Source organism: Streptomyces sp. NPDC002838, assembly GCF_040295365.1.
In the GTDB taxonomy this organism is placed as follows: Bacteria; Actinomycetota; Actinomycetes; order Streptomycetales; family Streptomycetaceae; genus Streptomyces.
This window is the reverse complement of the sequence record NZ_JBEOVF010000011.1, coordinates 62,395-84,077: the sequence shown is the minus strand read 5'-3', so window position 1 is coordinate 84,077 and position 21,683 is coordinate 62,395. Positions and strand designations below refer to the sequence as shown.

The 21,683-nt window shown below is 67.8% G+C and carries 10 protein-coding genes and 3 pseudogenes; 9 read left to right on the top strand and 4 right to left on the bottom strand.

All coding sequences use genetic code 11. The annotated features are described in order from the left end of the window. Positions 1-410 precede the first annotated feature (410 nt). Positions 411-8,135, top strand: a complete 7,725-nt coding sequence (locus tag ABT063_RS16975) for a golvesin C-terminal-like domain-containing protein (protein ID WP_351058236.1) — start codon at positions 411-413, stop codon at positions 8,133-8,135. Between the two features lie 134 nt (positions 8,136-8,269). Next, entirely contained in the window at positions 8,270-8,719 is a 450-nt protein-coding gene (locus ABT063_RS16970; protein WP_351058124.1) for a hypothetical protein, read from the top strand. Between the two features lie 139 nt (positions 8,720-8,858). On the opposite strand, the pseudogene ABT063_RS16965 reads toward ABT063_RS16970, so the two are convergent. Next, a pseudogene (locus tag ABT063_RS16965) lies at positions 8,859-9,608 on the bottom strand (IS110 family transposase); the annotation flags it as partial. 170 nt (positions 9,609-9,778) lie between these two features. Between ABT063_RS16965 and ABT063_RS16960 the strand changes: the two are divergent. The 4 genes from ABT063_RS16960 to ABT063_RS16945 all read left to right on the top strand — a co-directional run bounded on the left by ABT063_RS16960 (position 9,779) and on the right by ABT063_RS16945 (position 12,984). Then, positions 9,779-10,210 (top strand): hypothetical protein, encoded by a 432-nt coding sequence (locus ABT063_RS16960; protein ID WP_351058123.1) that lies wholly within the window; start codon positions 9,779-9,781, stop codon positions 10,208-10,210. After that, positions 10,207-11,058 carry a hypothetical protein gene (locus tag ABT063_RS16955; RefSeq protein ID WP_351058122.1) on the top strand — a complete coding sequence of 284 codons (852 nt, stop codon included), beginning with the start codon at positions 10,207-10,209 and terminating at the stop codon, positions 11,056-11,058. The genes ABT063_RS16960 and ABT063_RS16955 overlap by 4 nt, the downstream gene beginning before the upstream one ends. A gap of 118 nt (positions 11,059-11,176) precedes the next feature. Next, positions 11,177-11,794, top strand: coding sequence for an RNA polymerase sigma factor (locus ABT063_RS16950; protein WP_351058235.1), 618 nt, complete (start codon positions 11,177-11,179; stop codon positions 11,792-11,794). Positions 11,795-12,033: 239 nt separating this feature from the next. Further along, positions 12,034-12,984, top strand: a complete 951-nt coding sequence (locus tag ABT063_RS16945; RefSeq protein WP_351058121.1) for a hypothetical protein — start codon at positions 12,034-12,036, stop codon at positions 12,982-12,984. An 890-nt stretch (positions 12,985-13,874) separates the two neighbouring features. Here ABT063_RS16945 and ABT063_RS52200 read toward each other — a convergent pair. Beyond that, positions 13,875-14,339: a hypothetical protein gene (locus tag ABT063_RS52200; RefSeq protein WP_502990826.1), complete on the bottom strand. Its 465-nt coding sequence runs from the start codon at positions 14,337-14,339 to the stop codon at positions 13,875-13,877. Between the two features lie 281 nt (positions 14,340-14,620). Here ABT063_RS52200 and ABT063_RS16935 point away from each other — a divergent pair. Continuing rightward, positions 14,621-14,746 (top strand): annotated as a pseudogene (locus ABT063_RS16935) (IS5/IS1182 family transposase); the annotation flags it as partial. A gap of 89 nt (positions 14,747-14,835) precedes the next feature. On the opposite strand, the gene ABT063_RS16930 reads toward ABT063_RS16935, so the two are convergent. Beyond that, positions 14,836-15,486 carry a uridine kinase family protein gene (locus ABT063_RS16930; RefSeq protein WP_351058120.1) on the bottom strand — a complete coding sequence of 217 codons (651 nt, stop codon included), beginning with the start codon at positions 15,484-15,486 and terminating at the stop codon, positions 14,836-14,838. A gap of 564 nt (positions 15,487-16,050) precedes the next feature. On the opposite strand from ABT063_RS16930, the pseudogene ABT063_RS52195 reads away from it, so the two are divergent. Beyond that, a pseudogene (locus ABT063_RS52195) lies at positions 16,051-17,129 on the top strand (IS630 family transposase). Positions 17,130-17,253: 124 nt separating this feature from the next. Here the strand turns inward: ABT063_RS52195 and ABT063_RS16910 are convergent. Then, positions 17,254-17,574, bottom strand: coding sequence for a hypothetical protein (locus tag ABT063_RS16910; protein WP_351058118.1), 321 nt, complete (start codon positions 17,572-17,574; stop codon positions 17,254-17,256). Between the two features lie 607 nt (positions 17,575-18,181). On the opposite strand from ABT063_RS16910, the gene ABT063_RS16905 reads away from it, so the two are divergent. Beyond that, complete coding sequence (locus tag ABT063_RS16905; RefSeq protein WP_351058117.1) at positions 18,182-21,460, top strand: RHS repeat-associated core domain-containing protein; 3,279 nt, start codon at positions 18,182-18,184, stop codon at positions 21,458-21,460. Positions 21,461-21,683 lie beyond the last annotated feature (223 nt).

The window sequence follows — 21,683 nt, the reverse complement described above, 5'->3', positions numbered from 1 at the left end:
TGGGCGGCGCGGACCTGGAGTACCAGGTGGGCCCCGGCCGGGTGAAGGAGAACATCGTCCTCGCCGAACGCCCGGACGGCCCGCTGAAGTTCACCTTCACTCTGGACACCGACGGGCTGGTGCCGAAGGCCCGCAAGGACGGCTCCATCGCGCTGTACGGCGAGCTGCCCCACACGCCGGTGATGGTGATCCCGGCGCCGTACATGACGGATGCGAGGAAGGCGGAGAAGTCCGTCTTCGGCAAGACCTACAGCACCAAGGTCACGCAGAAGCTGACCCGGGACGGGGACTCCTGGAAGCTGACGGTCACGCCGGACGCGAAGTGGCTGGCGTCCAAGGAGCGGCGGTACCCGGTGGTGATCGACCCGACGATCACCATCGCGCCGTCGCCTTCCGACTCTCAGGATGTCATGGTCCTGTCGGACCAGCCGACGACCAACTTCAACACCACCTGGAAGCTGTCGGCGGGCCGCACGTCGAGCACGGCGAACGCCCGCTCGCTGATCAAGTTCCCGCTGGACGAGGTCCCGTCGGGCACGAAGATCGACTCCGCCCGCCTGGAGATGTACTTCGACCAGGCGCACACCACGGGTGGCACGAACACGCAGATCGGCGTGTACCGGGCCACCGGCGCCTGGGACGAGCTGTCGGCGACCTGGGACAGGACCAGCTCGCTGGTGGGTGAGCAGTCCGCCACGACGGTCCAGGTCGACGACGAGGACGCGGGCACGGCCGCGGTCGGGACCTGGCCGACCTCGGGCGCGACGGCCAACGCGGTCGGGGACACCTTCCGCTACAACCTCGACTCGATCACGGGTGACAGCTTCACCTGGCCGTTCAGGGTGCCGGAGACGGCCACCTACCGGGTCGACGCGCACTATGTGCAGGGCGCCAACCGGGCCACCAACGCCCCCTACACGGTGACCGCCGCGGGCGGCGCCACCAGCACCTACAACGTCAACCAGACCTCCGGCTCCGGCGGGGTGTGGACGCCTCTGGGCGGGGACGCCAACGAGCTGAGCTTCAACAAGGGCGGCGCCTACAAGGTCGAACTCAAGGACACCGGGGTGGCCACCAGCCAGGCGCTGATCGCGGACGCGGTCCGGCTGGTCGACCCGGCGAAGATCACCAAGTCGGCCGGGCAGTACAACCGGTGGCACAGCTTCCCGGTCGCCGACACGGTGCAGAAGTGGGTCAACGGCACGGCCGTCAACCACGGCTTCGTGCTGAAGTCCACCGACGAGGCGAACAACCCCCTCGGCGGCCCGCGCTACGAGGCCGGTGACGGCGACTACGGCGGCGAGACCTCCACGATCCCGCGGCTGACGGTGACGTACGGCAAGGTCGGCACCGAGCTGAACTCGCCCACAGTGATCCACTCCACGGGCCCGGAGCTGAGCTGGAAGCCGTACAGCAACACCACGGGCGATGCGGACCTGAACCTCGTCGAGTACCAGCTGCACCGATCCACGAAGCAGGCGTTCACACCGTCCGCGGCGACGCTGGTGGCGCCGCTCGACAAGTCGGCGACCGCCTACACGGACACCACGGCGACCCCGACCCCGGACTCGTACTCGGGGGAGATCGGGCGGTCGTACTACTACCAGATCGCGGTGAAGACGCAGGACGGCCAGCTGCTGGGCTCGCCGACCCGGATCGTCGGCGTGCCGAAGGCGGGCCGCACGATGCGGCTGATCCAGGGCACGTCCGGGGTGACGGACACGACCCTGTCGTCCGCGCAGCCGACCACCAACCAGGACACCATCCAGTCCTGGGACGTGGGCCAGAAGTGGCTGAGCGTCGGCAACAACTCCGCCACGTACGGCAAGACCCGCGCGGCGATGAAGTTCTCCACCAGCGCCATCCCGACCACGGCCTCCGTGATCGAGTCGCGGCTGTTCATGTGGGCGGCGGAAACCACCACCGACACCAACGGCGCCCGCTACAACCTGCACGCCCTGACCAGGGACTTCGACGAGACCACGGCCACCTGGAACAACGCGTCCACGTCGACCGCGTGGTCCAGCGCGGGCGGTGACCACTCCGGCACCGTCTCGGACTACACCCCGCAGTGGAGCAACGAAGTCGGCCGGCACTACTGGGACGCCACGTCCCTGACACAGGGCTGGATCAAGACGCCGTCCAGCAACAAGGGCGCCCTGGTCAAGCTGGCCGACGAGTCCTCCACCGGCCCACAGGAACGCACCCTGTTCCTGGCCTCGGAGGCCGCCGACCACCAGCTCGGCCCGCTGCTGCGGGTGATCTACGTCGACTCCACGACCGAGGACACCTACTACGCCCCGCAGACCCCGTCCCGGATGACCCCGAACTCCACGTACACGGTGGACTTCACGGTCACCAACGCCACGAGCTCCGCGTGGGCGGCCGGTGAGCGGGAACTGTCGTACACCTGGAAGCTCCCCGACGGCACGGACGTGACCACCGGCGGCAACCAGCTGTCCACGGCGATCCCGGCCCTGGCGCCCGGCCAGTCGGCCACGATCCAGGCGCAGGTCAAGACGCCGATCAACTCCGACTCCGGCAACAAACGCACCGAGTACGTCCTGGGTTGGGACGTCCGCAAGGTCTCCGACGGCAGCTGGCTGTCCGCCGGCACCGGCGGCATCCCGTCGCTGAAGCAGAACGTGGCGGTGGAGGACCCGACGTCCAACTCGCTGGGCCTGGAGAAGTTCTACTCCTACACCGGCAAGAACACCGGCGCCGGCTCGACGCTGATGAACAACCTCGCGTCCGGCAACAGCGTCTGGTCGTACAACGCGTTCACCAACCCCGGCCGCGGTCTGACCACGTTCGCCAGGTTCGCGTACAACTCGCTGGACACCTCCGACACCGTCACGGGTGCCGGTTGGTCGGCACAGCTGGCCGGGCCGATCCGGCTGGGAGCGCCGCTGGACTTCCACCCCAACCCCAACCCGACGGAGATCCGCCTCCCGGACGGTGACGGCACCACGCACGTCTTCACCAAGCAGGCCGACGGCACATGGAAGGCCCCCGCGGGCGTCCACTACCGGATCACGGCGAAACCGGGCCTTGACTGCACCCCGGACAAGGACAACACGCCCGACGCCTGGACGCTGCTGCGCCCGGACGGAACACGCTTCCTCTTCGGCTGCGACGGCTACCTGACCTCGGTGGTCGACAAGAACGGCAACACGCAGACGTACACCTACGAGGAGCGCAGGTCCAACAACAAGCCGACGAAGTTCCTCAAGTACATCACCGACCCGGCGGGCCGCAAGTCGCTGCGCGTCGGCTACTACCTCAAGGGCGACGCGACCTACTCGTACGTGAACGACAGCGGCGCCCTGGTCTCGGGAACCAACCTCAACAACTCCAAGATCTACGACCACGTGTCGTCCATCACGGACATCTCCGGGCGCAGGATCTCCTTCTACTACACCGACAAGGGCCTGCTGGGCCGCCTGGTCGATGGCAGTGGTTCCAGCCAGCCGAAGGCCTTCAAGTTCACCTACGACGCGACCCAGGGCAACAAGAACGTCAAGCTGGTGACCGCCACCGACCCGCGCGGCAACGGCACCCAACTGGCGTACTACGCCCCGCAGACGGGTGACGACCCGAAGTACCACTGGTGGACCAAGACGATCACCGACCGTCTGGGCCACGACACGGGCTTCGCGTACGCGGCGAACACCACGAACACGAAGTTCACCGACACCACCGTCACCGACGCCGAGTCGCACGCGGCCAAGTACGTCACCGACGACTTCGGCCGCCCGGTCCAGACGACCAACGCCAAGTCCCAGACCGCCAAGATGAGCTGGGACGCGGACAACAACGTCACCTACCTGGAGGAGGACAACGGCGCCAAGACCGCGTACTGCTACGACCAGAAGACCGGCTACCCGCTCTGGCAGCGTGACGCGGAGAACAACAAGTCGGGCGTCCCGCCGTCCTCGGACTGCGCACCGGGCACCTACCCGGCCAACGCCGCCAAGTACGAGTACCAGACGCGCGACGACGGCTACTCGGCCGACCTGGTCCGCAAGACCTCGCCCGAGGGCCGCGCCTGGACGTTCGGCTACGACTGCTTCGGCAACCTGAAGACGGTCACCGACCCCAAGGGCACGGCCTCCTGGACCACGGGGGTCTGCGAGCCGACCACCAGTGGCTACACCACGAAGCACGAGTACAACGCACATGGCGAGCTGACCAAGGCGACCGACGCCAACGGCAACCCGACCAGCTACAGCGGGTTCGGGCCGACCGGTTACCCGTCGACCATCACGGACGCGAAGACCAACCCAACGACCTTCGTGTACGACGAGCGCGGCCAAGTCACCCAGGTCACCGACGCGCTGGGCAAGAAGTCCACGCAGACGTACGACACCTTCGGGCGTCCGCTGGTCAGCACGGTGCCGAAGGACCAGAACGGCGGCGTCCTGATCACGATGCCCGCCCCGGAGTACGACGCCAACGACAACGTCACCAAGGCGACGGCGCCCAACGGGGCGGTGTCGACGGCGGTGTACGACGACGCGGACCAGGTCACCTCGGCGACGGCGCCGACGAACAACAACACCGACCCGCGCACGTCCGCGTACACCTACGACAAGGTCGGCAACGTCAAGACGGTCACCGAGCCCAAGGGCACGCTGACGACGTCGAACCCGACGGACTACGTCACGACGAGCCACTACGACCAGATCAACCAGCTCACCTCGGTGGTCAACGCGGACGGCGACAGGATCAGTTACGAGTACGACAACGTCGGCAACGTCACCAAGGTCATCGACCCCAAGAAGAACGCCACGGCGGACACGACCGACTACACGACCAGGACCGACTACGACCTGAACCATCGGATCACGGTCGTCACGGACGCGGCGGGCAAGACCACCAAGCGGGGCTACGACAAGGACTCCCTGGTCACCTCGACCACGGACGCCGAGAACAACACCACGACCGTCACCTACGACGAGCGCGGCGCGCGGACCGAGGTCAAGGTCCCGCACGACGGCACCACGTCGATCACGTACCGCACGACGAAGTACGAGTACGACCAGGTCGGCAACGTGTCCAAGGTGATCACGCCGCGTGGCACGGCGACGGCGACCGCGGACGACTTCACCATCCGTACCGATTACGACGAGCTGAACCGGCCGGTCAAGCAGTACCAGCCGTACGACCCCAACGACGCTCGCTACAACAAGCCGGACGTCTATACCCAGACCACGTTTGACGCGGTCGGCCGGGTGGCGAAGACCTCGCTGCCGCCGTCCGAGGGTGAGACGGTCCGCAACGACACCACCTACGCCTACTTCGACAACGGCTGGGTGAAGTCCTCCACGGACCCGTGGGACATCGTCGCCACGTACGACTACAACGAGTTGGGACAGCAGACCAGACGCACCTTGACCTCGGCAGGCGGCTCCTCGGACCGCACGATGTCGTGGTCGTTCTACTCCGACGGCTCGCTGAGGACGAAGTCCGACGACGGCGTCCCGGTGGGCAAGTCGGTCGTCCTGGTGGACAACTCGGACACCCAGCACACTTCCTCGACCGGTACCTGGACGAAGGGGAACAGCACCGGACAGCAGGGGTACGACCACGCTACGCACGCGGCGGGCACGGGTACCGATGCCTTCACGTGGACGCTCAACATCCCCAAGGACGGTACGTACACGGCGTACGCGAAGCTCCCGCAGGTGACGGGCGCCACGACGACGGCGAAGTACACCGTGACCCACGACGGCGGCACGACCGACAAGACGATCAACCAGACGTCGAACACCGGCACCTGGGTCTCGCTCGGCTCGTACTCCTTCAAGCAGGGCAACGCGGCGAAGCTGCAGCTGTTCGAGAACAGCGGCGGAGTGGTGGTCGCGGACGGCGTCAAGCTCGTCCGTGACACCAGCGGCGACCCGGCGGACACGGAGAAGAAGAACTTCGCCTACTCCTACGACCTCAACGGCAACCTGACCGAGATCGACGACACTTCGTCGACCGCGAAGATCGACGCCTACACGGTCTTCTACACCGGCCTCAACCAGGTCGACAAGGTCACCGAGTCGCTGTCCGGACAGGAGAAGGAGTCCACTTCGTACACCTACGACGCGAACGGCCTGGTGGAAACGGTCACGCACCCCGACCAGTCCTCCAAGTACACATACGACCTGCGTGACCTGGTGAAGACGGTGTCGGTAGGTAAGACGCCCACCGACTCCTCGCCCAAGGTCACGTCGTACACGTACACCGACCGCGGCCATCCCCTCCAGCAGACGAAGGCCAACGGCAACACCGTCGACCACACGTACTACCTGGACTCGGCGCTGAAGTCGATCACGGAGAAGAAGGCCGACGGCACCACGCTGGTCGCTTCGCACGCCTACGCCTACGACGCCAACGGCAACAAGGCGCAGGACGTCGCGAAGAAGATGAACGCCGACAACCACGCGGCGTACCTGGAGTCGACCACGGACTACACCTACGACCCGGCCAACAGGTTGGCGAAGGCGGTGAAGACCGGCAACGGCGCCGGCACGGACACCTACGTTCACGACGACAACGCCAACGTCATCAGCCAGACGGTCGACAACGTCACCACCAGCTACGACTACGACCGCAACCGCCTGCTGTCCATGACCACGCCGGGCGCGACCTTCGCGTACAACTACGACCCCTTCGGTCGCCTGGAATCGGTCACCTCCACCGGAAAGGTCATCGAACGGAGCGTGTACGACGGCTTCGACCACGTCGTGGAGTCCCAGAAGATGGACGACACCGGCGCGATGAAGTCGACGACCTACACCTTCGACCCGTTGGACCGCACTGCTTCCAAGACGGCCGACGGCAAGACGACGACCTTCCAGTACCTGGGCCTCTCCACCGAGGTCCTGGACGAGAAGGTCGCCGGTCAGCTGACCAAGTCCTACCAGTACAGCCCGTGGGGCGAGCGCCTGTCGCAGGTCAAGCACAACGCGGACGGCACGACCGAGGACGGCTACTACGGCTACAACAGCCACACCGACGTCGAGACGCTGACGGACGACAACGGCGACACGAAGGCGACGTACGGCTACACCGCGTACGGCAAGGACGACGACTCCGAGTTCACCGGAATCGACAAGCCGGAAGCCGCCGACCCGACCCAGGAGGCCTACAACCCGTACCGCTTCAACGCCAAGCGCTGGGACGCGAAGTCGGGCACGTACGACATGGGCTTTCGGGAGTACAACCCGGGCCTCAACCGCTTCACGACCCGGGACATGTTCAACGGGGCCCTCGCCGACATGAACCTCGGCACGGACCCGTTCACCGGAAACCGGTACGCGTTCGGCGGCGGCAACCCGACCAGCTTCGTCGAGCTCGACGGACACCTGCCGTGCGCGGAGGGCATTCGCGATGTCTGCGGTGGGGGCGCGACCTCGGCCGGGGCCTGGTGCATGGTCTGCCTGCAGAACTTCAACCCGGGAATGAGCAAGCCCCGAGCTCATGCGCCCAAGGTCGACAGCGCAGACCTCAAGAAGATCATCGGAGAGCTCTATGCCAGGGAGTTTGTCGACGACTCAGCAGTGAAGGGAGACGGCCGGACGGCCACCGCGCTGATCCACGAGTACAACACGGGTAAGCCGGTTGGGACGTGGCATGCGGAGAAAGCGTCCAACAAGCTGGCCGGACTGGCAAGCCTTTTGGAGAAGGACAGAAAGGCGAGACTCAAGGGTGGTAACGGTCTACTTTCCGAAGCGGACCTCAAGGTCGCCAGAAACGAGGCCAACGACCTGTGGAAAGCGCTCAACTCCCGAGATGTGACAGGTGCTGTGACCGCTCATGTGCAATCCAACGCGGAGACGCTGAAGGCGGTGAACACGAACAGGAAATCCGTCATCAATTCGGTGGCCATGGCCGACATCACGGGGCAGGGCTTCGAGCAGCACCACCCCAAGGCCGCACCACGGCCCGTCGGGCAACCGGCGAACCTGCGCGGTGGGTACAAGGCCTTCGGAATCGCTGGCGGGGTCGCCGTCGGGGCACAGGCTCCGAGCTACGTCCGGCAGTACGGCTACGCCGGTGGAGCTTGGGAGATGTTCAAGGACATGATCGACCCACTGGGTGCACATGACCTACTCGAACCCGGTCCGGCTCCGGTAGCCTGACGGACCGAGTTTTTGCGGGGCCGGGCCGTGTGTCGCCCGGCCCCGCGCCATGTCGTATCTGTCATATGTACCTATGAACGCGATCCCCTCTCGCGTGGTGGGTGAGCGCCCAGCTGGCTGTATGGAGGCAACTGATGGAGCGTATCGAATTCGGTGACATTGTCCAGGCGTACCTGAGAATCGTGCCGCAGGCAGAGGACGTCCTACGGGCAATCCCTGATCCGCCCAGATCAGATTTCGAAGCATGGCCCGACAAGGATTCTGATCTATACGATTTCCTGCCCATGGCATTCATGCACCCGATCCTCTTGCCGAAATTGAGGGAGGATCCAGTTGATCGAGAAACCCTGGATGCTTGCTTCGAGTTCATCGAAGGATTGGCCATGAGTCGGAATACCTATGTTCAAGGTGCTCTGTATTTCGAGGTGTACGAACAATTTCTCAGAGGACGAGAAATTTTGATCAGAGCGTATGAGTTCAGTCGTCCTGTTGCTCGTGCACGTATCCACGAGATGCTGACCAGAGATTATCCGGGGACGTTGGAGAAGGTGAGAGAGGACATTGAGGGGCGCCATGAGTCCTGAGCCGAGCTCAGTGATTCCTAATGCGGTCTGTCACGCCGAGCGCACGGATCGAGCAGGTCGGCCGGGGAGACGTGCTGTCCCGGGTCGGTGACGACGTGGCCGGTCACTTCCAAGGGCATCCGCACGGCCATTCCCACGGCCCGGAATCGCGGGGCACCGGGGCGACACCGGCGAGGCGGTCGGCAGTGCCGAAGACCGTCATGTCGCCGCCGACGTCGAAGGCGTGGTGGTCGCGAAACCTGGCCTCGATGTCTTTGTCGAGGTTGGTGACCTGCCGGTTGAGAGCCAGCACCTCCTGCGCCGGCGTGTGCACCGGTTCGGCGGCCAGTTGCTCGCCGATCCGGCGGATGGCAGCTGGGGTCCGGTAGCCGGTCAGCGAGGTGAGCGGGCCAGTGTTGGTGAGGTCCAACGCCCGTTCCAGGCCGGGGAAGATGCCGGTGAGCTGGGCCCGCAGGCGGTTGACCGTGCGGGTGCGGTCGGCGACCAGGTCCATGCGCCGGCCGGTGAGGATCTTGAGGTCGGTGACGGTGTCGTCACCGAGGCGTAAGGGGCGCAGGTCGCGGCGGACGCGGAACTGGTCGGCGATGACGGCGGCGTCCTTGGCGTCGGTTTTGCCCTCGCCGCGGTAGCTTTCGGAGGCGCGGTGGATGGCCCGGCCGGAGATGCAGCGCACCGGCTGGTCGTGGTTGAGGAGGGTCGTGATGACCAGGGCTGCTCCGCCGTCGGCCAGGTCGATGCCCCAGGTCGCCACATCGCCCAGGGCCAGGACGTCGGCGAGGAGTTCGAGCAGTTCGGGTTCGTCGTTGACGACGCGTCGGGACAGCAGCCGTCGGCCGCTCTCGTCGATCGCGACGCAATGGTGGTGGGTCTTGCCCGCGTCCGCACTCACCCCGCCTTCACGGACACACGAGTTGCCCCAAGGTTGTACGCCTTCTGCGATTTCCCTGTGTGTGAAGGGACACGTCCGTTACCCGTGATGTCCGTGAGGTGACGTCCGCTTGGTCAGCGGGAGGACCAGAAGGAGTTCTTCCGCTGACTGAGCGAAGGGGTGGGGCCCCCATGGGCACAGTGGACGGACGCACGCCGTGCGCCCGCGAGATGCGGGCGTGCGCGGCGGCCTTCGTCACCCGCGTCACCGCCCGCAACCGGCTGCCGCTGGACTACTCCGTGGCCAGCCTGCGCATCGTCGACTTCCTGATCGACGGGTTGCGCAAGGGCGGGGCCGACCGGGAGCGGGCGCGGGAGACGCTGTGCGGGCTCGGTGCCTACGTCGGTGAGGTGCTCGTGCGCCGCGCGGGGGCGGCGTGGGTGGACTTCGACGCCGACCAGCGCACCTACTTCGGCCAGCCGGTGGGGGTGTGCATGCCGGACGGACGGGTCTGGAACCCGCTCGGCAAGGTCCTCAACCGCTTCGAGGTCGGGGGGCCCGGGGAGTCGCTGCAGATCTTCTATCTGACGCTGCACGGGCGGGAGCGGAGGGAGGTGGCATGAGGAGACGCCTTGCCGCGGCGGCCGCGTTCCTCTCCGTCGCGCTGACGGGGTGCTCGGCGGATGACCCGCCGCCGCCCGTCGAACCGAGTGGCCGGGCCGCAGCCGCCAAGGCCCAGCCCCCGTCCGAACCCGAACCCGAGACGCCCGCCGAGTTCCTCGCCCTGGCCGAGAAGGCGATGGCCGGGGAGAAGGGCTGGACGTTCGCCGTGAAGGGGAGCGAGGAACTGGTCCTGCGGGGGCAGAAGAGCGGCGCGACCTATACGGCGACCGTGCGGCGGACGACCGGTGAAACGTGGGCGCTGCACTCCACCGGGACCAGCCGCAGCAAGGGCGTGGCCACGCCAGAGGAGATCTACGTCCTCGACGGGACCGGGTACGTCAGGGAGGGCGGCGCCACCTGGACACACGGGCCGCTCTCCGACCCGGAGATCGCGGACAAGGTGGAGGATCCGGTCGCCGCGCTGGAGTCGTTCCGGGACTACGGCGACGCGGTCACCCTGGCCGAGCGGGCCGACGGGCAGGTCGAGCTGCGCGTCCGTACGGCGCCCGCCGCGCTGACCGCCGTACGGGACCAGAGGGTCGTACGGAAGGCACTGCGCGAACTCACGCCGACCCTGGAGCAGTTGCGCGCGGCCGGTGTGACGGCGTCCGAGAGCGGGATCACCGTGGAGCGCGCCGACGAGTCGGTCGTCCTGGACTCCTCGACGTACCAGGTCGTTTCGCACGCCTTCCGGTGCGTCTTCCGCATCCCGTACGAGGGGCAGAGCATGCGCTACCGCCAGGACGTGACGGAGCGGACCTCGGGGACGTACGACGGGGCGATCACGCTTCCGGCGGGAGTGGGATGACGGGAGAGCTGTGACACTTATCCCCGACCCGGCGCTGATCACCGTAGGAGACAAGGGCAAGGGCGGCCGTGCCGCACGGTACGCGGTCGCAACGAAGCGGTACGGACGAGGACAGTTCTTGGGCCAGGGAGGCGAACCCCGCCGCGGGCAGGCATACGACGGGGAACTGGGCGCGGCCGTCGCGCTGGCCCAGGAAGGGGACGAGGCCGCCTTCGCGGTCGCCTACCGGCTCGTGCAGCCCGGACTGCTCGGGTACCTGCGCGGGCTCGTCGGCGACGACGCGGAGGACGTGGCGTCCGACGCCTGGCTGGAGATCGCCCGTGACCTCGGGCGGTTCAAGGGCGACGGGGCCGGGTTCCGCGGCTGGAGCGCGACGATCGCCCGGCACCGGGCGCTGGACCATCTGCGCCGCCAGAAGGTGCGGCCGCGGCCGACGGCGCTCGAGCAGGACGTACTGGACCTGCCCGGCCCGCACAGCACGCACGACCAGGCGCTGGAGTCGCTCTCCACGGAGCGCGCGCTGGAACTGGTCCGCGGGCTGCCGCGTGACCAGGCGGAGGCCGTGCTGCTGCGGGTGGTCGTGGGCCTCGACGGCCCCGCCGCCGCCCGCGTCCTCGGCAAGCGCCCCGGCGCGGTACGCACGGCCGCCTACCGGGGCCTGAAACGGCTGGCACGCCAGCTGGGCACCGAGAGTGTGACGGATGAGACCCCCCGGACGCTGGGGGAGTCGACATGACGGACGACGCCGACAGGGCGCCGAAGGGTCAGGACGGACCGGTCCCGCCGATATGGCGGGGCGGGTCGAGCAGGCCGGACCGGCCGGCCGCGTCGAGCGGGCGGGGCGGGTCGGACGGGCAGGATGTGCCCGTCGCGTCGAGCGGGCGCGGCGGGCGGAACAGACAGGACGGGCCGGCGGCGCCGAGTGGGCGCGGCGGGTCGAGCAGCAAGTACAGGCCGGACAGGGACGGACACGGTATGGGTGAGCGACAGAGCGGCAACGGGGTTCCCGGCCGTCGACGCGTGCGCCCCGGTGACGCCCGGGCGCGGCATGGGGCCGCCCACCGCGACACCGCCGCGTTGGAGGCGCTGCTGGCGGCCGCGATGCGCGGGGGCGAGGTCGGCGGTGAGGGCGAGCAACGCGCCGTGGCCGCTTTTCGGGCCGCTCGGGACGCGGGGCGGCACGGGGCACGTACCCGGCGCCGTGACGACTGGCGCCCCCGCGAACAGCGTATGCCCCGCTCGCTGAAGGCCACGCTCTCCGTGTTCCTCGCCAGCCTCACGCTGGGCGGTGTCGCGTTCGCCGCGATCGGCTCGGGGAGTTCGCCCACGCACGACGCCGATGACGACCGGGGCCGTCCCGGTTCCTCGACGGGCGCGTCGGCCCGGCCGAGCGCCGTGCCCTCCGCCCCGGACTCCTCCTCAGCCCCTGCCGACCGCCCGACCACCGCCCAGGACACCGAGGCCCACTGCCGTGCCTACGAGCAGGTCAAGGGCCGCGGCAAGGCGCTCGACGCGAGGGCCTGGCAGCGGCTCGTCGCGGCCGCGGGCGGCGAGGCGAACGTCAGTGACTACTGCGCCGAGCAGCTGGCGCGGGCGGCGGACGACAGCAAGCCGGGCCAGGGCCAGACCGGTACGCCGGGCACCACGGGCGGCGGCACCGGCGGCGCGGAGGACAACGGCGCGAACAAGGGCAACGCGGGCACCGGCAGCAGTGGCAGCACGGGCACCGGCAGCACCGGCAGCACCGGCAGCACCGGCAGCACCGGCAGCACCGGCAGCACCGGCAGCACCGGCAGCACCGGCAGCACCGGCAGCACCGGCAGCGCCGGCAGCACCGGTGGCGACGGCACGGGAAGCGGCAGCGCGGGCAGCGGTGCCGACAACGGCCAGGGACAGACCGGCAAGGCCCGGGGGACGAAGCCGTAGCGCAAGGAGCGGCAACCCAGGAAGCCGTAGCGCAGGAAGCTGTGCCGCGAGAAGACGTACCGCCATCCGCCCCGGCGTCCCCACAGGCCCGGCGATCCCGCCGAGGCAACGGCCGGGGCCGCCACCCCTGGCCTGGTAGAGGCGTAAAGGCCTCTGACCAGGTGCTTTGCTGTCTCGGTACAGGTTCCCGTTTTCCGTCTAGCTCGGTCCTCATCTGGGTGATTCCGGCTGTTCCTGACCGCTACTGGTCACGCGCTGGTCACGTGACCAACCGTCGGGGGCGGCCCCTGCGAAGCTTCTCGACGACGTCCTCGTTGAGCTGCGACGGCTGGCCGACCCGCCTGCCCCGACCCCCCAGCGGCCACTCCTGCTCACGCTGTACGAGGCGTACAAGGGTGGCAGCGACACCGTCAAAGCGGCGGTGGTGGCCTTCGGGATCCACCGGGCAAGTGGTCGGGGACGTGGCGGCCGCCGTCTCTACTCTGCACCGTGGGCCGGAGATAGGACGCCGGGGCCAGGATGGGCGGAAGCCCAGTGCGTAGCTCCGCCGAAGGCGTCCTTGACGGCTCGGCACGGCTCGCACACTCCACGAGCGGGCGGCCCTGGCTCGCCACCTGCGAGGTGCTCGCTTTCGCTCCCCACTCGGTTTGGTAACGGAGCAAGTGAGGCGACGAGTAGTCCTGGCCGAATCCAGAGATCCTCATCAGGATCATGCGCTCCGGGTTACTCGGACGCCTGCCTCCCGCTGCCCGTACGGTCCGCTCGGGCGGGGCCGCCCGTGCCCGCTTGGAGGGGAGCAGACCATGACCAACGTCGCCATCGATGGGTGGACTGGTGCCGGGAGGCCGTCAACGTGTCGGTGGCGGCCTCCCGGTGTTCATGCGCTCTGATCAGCTCAGCTCGTCGGGGTAGAACGGTCCGGACCTGTTGATCACCCTGCGGGTGTTCCAGTCGATCTGGTCGACCCACTCGGTGATGCGGGAGTCCACCTTCTTCTGGGTGGTGGTGATCCTTTCGAGGTCCCCGCCGAGGAAGCCGGCGCGCAGCAGCGGATGCTGGTCACCCGATGCGAGTTCGCGCTCGAGCCACTGGGATGCCAGCGGACGGTAGTCGCCGCGCATGCCGGAGACCAGCAGGTGCGGCGTACTGATGTAGTTTCCAGCGTCCTCCTGGACGAGCAGGCGCAGGTACTCGAAGCGCTCCCATGCCTCGGTGAAGGCGCTCTCGTTGGCCACCACGTGCCCGGTGAAGATGGGCTTGAGGTACCCGTGTACCCGTGCCGCGGAGGTGCGCAGGCCGAGAACCGTCTCGGGCCCGAGCAGGGCCGCCGCGGTGACGATGCCAAGCCGCCGCACGTGCGCGTACTCGGTCTTCGTCCTTCCACTCCCAGCGGGTGAGGTCGGGGTCGACGACCATGTCCACGGTGAGGTCGAAGGTGTCGAAGCCGTCCGTCGTACGGCGGGTGGGGTGTTCGAAGTTGGGTGCGGCTCTTCTGTGGTGAGCTGGTGATGCCTTGCTCCGTTGCCGTTCTCCAGGTCGAAGACCTCTCGGGCGGCATATCACTTGAGGCATCGGATGATCTCACGACGGGTCTTGCCCTCCTGGGTGCGGCGTTCGTATTGACCCTGGGTGCGGTCTTGGCGAGCAGGCCATGGCTACCCTCAAGGGCTGGCAGCTCCTGCGGAAACTCCGCTGCAGCACTAACCGGATCACCGACGTCGTGAAGGCCGTCCTCGTCCTCCACCACGTCACGTCAGCATGAGGTTGGATTAGGCCCAGTGAAGTGGGCCAGCTCCGCGGCCGAGTTCCGCTCGAACCGCTCACCCGCGTTCTGCGGGTGGGTCGGCCGACCTAAGGGCCGGTCGGCGGGGCGACCACCAACTCGGTGTCCGGGTCGTGGTCGATCTGCGGAGGGCCGGCGACGATCATGGTGGCTCGGGCCCACGGCTGTTCTCGCAACATGAACGGCAGTTCCTCCAGCAGCCAGTTCGCCACCTGCTTCAGCTGCTCGGGGGAGTCACCGTCGCGGACGACCAACAAGCGCTCTTGCTCATCGAGGTCACCCTGCATCCACACCGAGGCGTCCAACCACGGGGCAAGCTCTTCGCGGATGATGCCGGTGCCCTCGACCCAGATGAAGTCGGCGCCGGCGGGGATGGTGATCGATCCGGGCCGGTCGTGGGTGATCCAGGCATCAGGGCGGAAGTCCACCGCCTCACCCCGGTGCAGGGGTTGCAGGAGGTTCTCGACGAGCACGGCGCCCCAGTCGAAGCAGGCGTGGTTCCAGGCGATGTCGTCGGTGTGCACGATGGCGGAGTTGGGCACCACCTTGCGTAGCCGCTCGGCCAGGGTCGTCTTGCCGGCGCCACCCCGGCCGTCGATCGCGATCACCCGCGGACGTCCGGTGACGTCGGGTGACGCATCGCGCAGCTGCCGGACGGCGTCGCGCACGGTCACCACCCGCCAGCCAACGGCCTCGGTCTCGCCTGGATGCAGATGCATCGACAACCTGTCTCCGCAGGTGAGGACACGGGTCCGGCCTGCCCGGACGGTCCGCCGGGCGCCTGACTCTATCGACGTCATGGTCGAGAGGACACGTCGGTGTCGGCGGCGACACTCGATCCATTTCGCCGGCCCCTGTGTCGGCCGCGGGATTGGTGGCGAGTGCCGTGGAGTGGCGCTGGAGACCACCAGACGGGCGATCCAGCGGCTGGTCTCGCCACGTCAGATCTCAAGCCGGGGAGCCGTCCACACGATCAGGCAGGTTGAAAAGAGGTCACTGGCGATTGTCTCCAACGGCACTGTGACGTTGTGGGACGTAGCCACCAAGCGCACCTCCAACGTCGGAGAATCCAGGGGAAGCGTCGACGCGGTGGCTTCAGCCCGGACGGCAAGACCCTGGCCATCGCTACCTACGACAGGACAGTCATCTTGTTGGACTTCGCCACCACCCGCACCAGGGCCACCCTCAAGGGGCATACCCGCGAAGTACTGACTTCGGCGTTTCGGGGTCTGGATCTGTGTCGGGACGGTGACGCGGTCCGTCCGAGCTGGTACGCCGGAGGCATGCGGTATCCGGACGGGGGCGGGCTGACCGCCGAGCAGCGCAGGCGCCGGGAAGAGGTACGGATGCGGGCCGTTGACCTCGTTGAAGAGGGCGCGTGGAAGTCCCGTGCATCGCCCGGGAGTTACGGGTGAGTGAGAAGTCGGTCTACCAGTGGCGCCGTACCTGGAGGACGGGCGGACGCGAGGCTCTGCGTTCCAAAGGCCTCTGCGGCTACGACTGCCGGCTCGGCCCTCACCTGCAGGCCAAGCTCGCGATGTGGCTGGAGGAGGGGCCGGCCGTGCACGGCCGGGCGACGACCAGGTGTGGACCGCAGCAAGGGTACGCACGCTGATCGGGCGGAAGTTCCACATCTCCTACAGCGTCTCCGGGGTGACCCGGCTACTGCACCGGATGGGCTACAGCGTGCAGATGCCCGCCCGGCCCGCCGCACGAACGCGACGAGGAGGCGATCACCGCGTGGCGGGAGGCGACCTGGCGGGAGGTAAAACCCTCCGGGCGGCGACCGGCGCGTTCATCTGCTTCGAGGACGAAGCGGGTGTGACCGGTCGGCCGCCCAAGGATCGCACCTGGGGCCGGCGCGGCATCACCCCGAGGGTCAAGGTGTCCGGCCGCAGTCGGGGACGGCTCTCTGTGGCCGGGCTGCTGTGCTACCGGCCCGGCCTGCCCGCCCGCCTGTGCTTCCGGCTGCGTCGGCACGCCGGCCGCAAGGGCAAGCGCCGCTCGCTGGGCGAGAGGGACTACATCGGCCTGCTGGATGGCGTCCACCAGCTGCTGAAGGCCCCGCTGATCGTGGTGTGGGACCGGCTGAGCACCCACATCTCCAACACGATGAATGCACTCGTTGCCGAGCAGGACTGGCTGACGGTGTCCTACTGCCCGGGTATGCGCCCGACCTCAACCCGGTGGAGGGCCTGTGGGCGCACATCAAACGGAGCCTGCCAACCTGGCCGCCCGCACCCTCAGCGAGCTGGAGACTCTGCTCCGCAGGCGGCTCAAGGCGCTGCAGTACCGGCACGCCGTCCTCGACGGATTCCTCGCCGGGACGAGGCTCGCTCTCGACAGACCTGACGGACCCTAATACGCCGAAGCAGTAACGACCGGAACGGACCCCGCTGTCGGCAGCGCCCGTGTCGAGGTCGTCGTGATCGCGCCGGACGACGACGAAGGGTTCCCGTTCGAGTGCCCTCCTGGCCCTGCGGGTTTCAGGCGGCGCGTTCCCACTCGTCCTGGCAGGGGTCTTCGTCGTCGGTCGGCGGGCCGCCGGTGTTCTTCTCGCGGGCTTGCAGCAGCACCCAGGTGAGGGCGGAGGCGCCGGTCAGGATCCAGGGTGCGGGCCAGGTGTAGGGCCACCAGTGGGCGCGGGGGTCGAGCAGGATGTCGGTGGCGGCTGACGCCATGGCGGTGGCGAGGCTCCAGCACAGCAGGCGGCCGGCGTACTGGACAGCGCGATCGCGGCGGTCGGGAGTGGTGCGGTGGCGCCTGCGCGCGCGGCATAAGCGCGTGGGTCTGCCGGGATCGGTCATCGCGGGAAAGTCCTCTGCGGAGAGCGGCTGCTGCTGCCGCGGATGCGGGCGGGCTCGCCGGACGCCGTAAGTGTGCATTCGGTGAAGGGCCGTGCAAAGGGGCGTTCTTGGGGCGGACGTGACCTGCAAGACAACTTTCCGCACTGGGCGTATCTGCATGAAACGGAACACAGTGCCCCTGTAGCGGTGGTCGAAGCGTCCGCCGGGCTGCGTCAATCTGTCTCGAATCCGGTGAGTGAAGGCCGGGCAAGGGACTGGAACCTGGGTGAGGAAGCACTTTCGGTCAAGCCCTCTGTCATATTCCAGACCGGAAGTGAGTATTCCTCACTTTTCAAGAGGTGATTCTCCCCTTGTTGTCCTGGTCTATGGGCGTGAAGAGGTAGGGCTGATTCCGGCCCGTATCGGAACGCGGTTGGCGGGCACGCCGCGCCGTTTTGTGTGTCTCTTGTGACAGCTTGTGCGTCGTCTGTGACCGCTGGGGTCACGGTTTCTGACTTCCTGTGGGGGGAAGCTGATGCAGTCGCGTGCTGCGCGTACGCCGTCTCGGCGTGCCCGGAGATCACCCAGAATCGCTCTCACCGCCGCAATCACTACCGCGGCTTTAGTCGTGGCCGTCGCACCAGCTGTGGCGGCCCCGTCCGAACCGGAACGGCCCAAGCAGGAAAGCCCGTGGACCAGCCCGACGAAGGTCGACGTCCCGGCCACGCCGGCGGGCGTGACGAAGGCCCCGGACTCCGAGGCGGAGACCGAGGTGTCGTCCGAGGTCGCAGCCTGGCGGGCGGCACAGAAGGCCCGTACCACCGGCCCGCCGGCCACGGCCGACGGACGGAATGCCACAGGCCGGGCGGCGATCCCATATCTGCCCGAGGGGCAAGGCCAGGTTCCCTGGCACCGCATCCTCGACACCCGCCTGAACGACGCGACCGTGGCCCGGGTGAACCTGTCCAACGGCAACCTGATGCTGGCCGCCACCGACTTCGACATCGCCGGCGTCGGCCACAAGCTCCAGCTCACGCGGACGTACAACAGCCTCGAAGCGCCCTGGGGCAAGGTCTCCCAGCGCTGGTGGCAGGGATACGAACGCTACCTCCAGGTCAACGACGGCGAGGTCGACGTCTTCGACGCCACCGGCGACCTGCTGCGGTTCACCGCGAAGACCGGCGGCGGGTACACCACCCCCACCGGCTACTCCAAGGACCTGACGAAGAACGCCGACGGCACCTACACCCTGACCGACCGCAAGTCCGGCAGCCGCGACACCTACAATGCGAACGGCACCCTGACCAAGGTCACGGACAAGAACCGCGGCACGATCACCGTCGAGCAGCACGACGAAGGCGGCGAGCACAGGGGCTTCAAGCTCACCGAGAACCGCTCCGGCCGCTGGATCGACCTGGTCAAGACCGCCGCCTCTCAGTGGCAGGCCAAGGACCACACCGGCCGCACGGCCGTCTTCGACCTGGACGCGGACGGCAACCTGGCCAAGACGACCGACACCGCAGGCAAGGCCACGGCCTACGAGTACGACGGGGACGGCCGGGTGACGAAGGTGACCACCCCCGAGGGCACGGTCACCCTGTTCACCTACGACAGCCAGAGCCGGGTCACCTCCATGCAGCGGGCCACTGAGTCCACCGGCAGCGGCCACACCGGCCCCACTTGGAAGTTCACCTACTCCGCGGCCACTCCGGCGGCCGCGGGCACGACGACGGTGACCGACCCGGACGGCGACGACACGGTCTACACGCACAATGCGGACGGCGAGGTCACCAAGGTCACCGACCCGCTCCAGCACTCCCGCCACACCAAGTACACCAACCACTTGGTGCAGACAGCCACCGATGCGATGGGCACGGGTGCGGACGGCACCGGCGGCAACACCACCACCTACGGCTGGGACGCCCGCAACAACACCACCTCCGTCAAGCTCCCCCTGGGGGCGACGGCGTCCGTGACGGCGTACCAGACGATCGCCGGTACCGATCTGCCCAACGACTTCACCAGCGCGGACGGCCGCAAGGACACCTTCACGTACGACACCAACGGCAACACCATGTCGGTGACCACCTCCGGCACCGCCGGCGCGACCCGCTCGTACAGCTACAACCCTGCGACCCCGACCTGCGGCGGCTTCGAGGGCCAGCGCTGCACCGCCAAGGACGGCAACGCCAAGACCACGTCGTTCACCTACGACGCCAAGGGCAACCTGTCCAAGGTCACCCCGCCCGCTCCGCTGGGCGCGACGACGTACACCTACGACGCGCTGGGCCGCGTGGAGACGGCAACCGACGGCCGCGGCATCAGGACCGTGTACACGTACGACAGCCGCGACCGGGTGAAGACGGTGTCCTCGACGAACTCCACCGTCACCTACTCCTACGACGGTGACGGCAACGTCGCATCCCGCACTGACGCTTCCGGTACGACGAAGTGGGACTACGACGAGCTCAACCGGGAGAGCGTGCGCACTCTGCAGAACGGTGCGCAGACGGCGCTCGCATACACGCCGGGCGGTGATGTCGACTACTACACCGACCCGACCGGCGAGACGGACTACACCTGGGACAAGGCCGGCCGCCTGGACTACCTGACCGACCCGGTCGGCAAGAAGACCGACTTCGACTACGACAACAACGACAAGCGGACCAAGACCGTCTACCCCGGCGGCACCACCCAGTCGTTCACCATCGACAAGAACGGCCGCCCCTCGGCCGTCAAGACCGCCTCGGGCACCACGACGCTGGCCGACCTGACCTACAGCTACGCCAGCGCGGGCAAGGACACCACCAAGATCCGCACCCGTACCGACAACGCCACCGGCCGCAAGACGTCCTACACCTACGACTCCCAGGACCGGCTGTCCTACGCGCTGGAGGCCGACTCGGCCGGCGCGCGGACGGCGTCGTGGCTGTACTGCTGGGACAAGGCCGGCAACCTCACCAGCCAGGACGGCACCGCCGCCACCTGCCCGGGCAGCGCGGTGTTCACCTACAACGACGCCAGCCAGCTCACCTCCCAGACCGGCTCGGCCACACCGTGGTCCTACGACAAGAGCGGCAACGAGACCGCCGGCGGACGTACCACCGCGACCGCCCGGACGAACGAGACCTGGACCGACCACAGCCAGCTGTCCGGCATCACACAGGGCGGCACCAACTCCGACCTGGTCCACGCGGGCACGGACAACTCCGAGCGCACCAAGCTGGGTTCGACCTGGTTCCACCACACCGCGCTGGGGCTGGCGTCCACGACGACGAACGGCGTCGACACCGGATTCATCCGCGAACCTGCGGGCACTCTGAACTCCATGACGACTGGGGGGAAGTCCTACTACTACCTCACCGACGCCACCGGCAACGTCCTCGGCCTGGTCGACGATGCGGGCAAGCGCACCCACACATACGCCTACGGCCCCACCGGCCTGCCCCGCACCACCCCGACGGAGGCCGTCCCCCAGCCGTTCCGCTACACCGGCGCCTACCAGGACCCCACGGGCCTGTACAAGATGGGCGCCCGCTACTACGACCCCCAAATCGGGCGGTTCAACCAGCCCGATCCTTCCGGCCAGGAGACCAACTCCTACCTCTACGCCGCCGGCGACCCCATCAACAATGCCGACCCGTCAGGACTTCTCAGCATCGGAGGCGTCCTTGAAGGACTAGGAAAAGGAAGCGACCTAATCAATACGGGAATCGCCGCTTTTCAGGGTGACACCCGTGCTGCGTGGGCGAGCGTCGCCGGCTGGGCCGTTGGAACCGCAGCCGGACTCACGTGCGGCGCTCTGACTGCCGGAACAGGAGTGGGAGCGGCAGCAGCTCCCGCCGTGTGCGCCGGCGTCGGCTTCTACGCCGGTGAAATCGTCTCAGGTGCCATCAAGGGCGACTGATCTACCGGTGAGAGGGGGCACAGCCCCCTCTCACCGGTACTACGGATACGGAGGAATGAGCATGGGCCCGGGGAGCTTCACCCACGCCGACAGAACCCGTAGGAACCTGAGGTGGGCGACCATTGCCACTGTCCCCTGCGTCTTGTTCCTGATCTATCTGATAGTGGCACAAGGAATTACCGAAGCTTGGGTCGGTTTGGTCATCCTGGGCGCACTCTGGGCT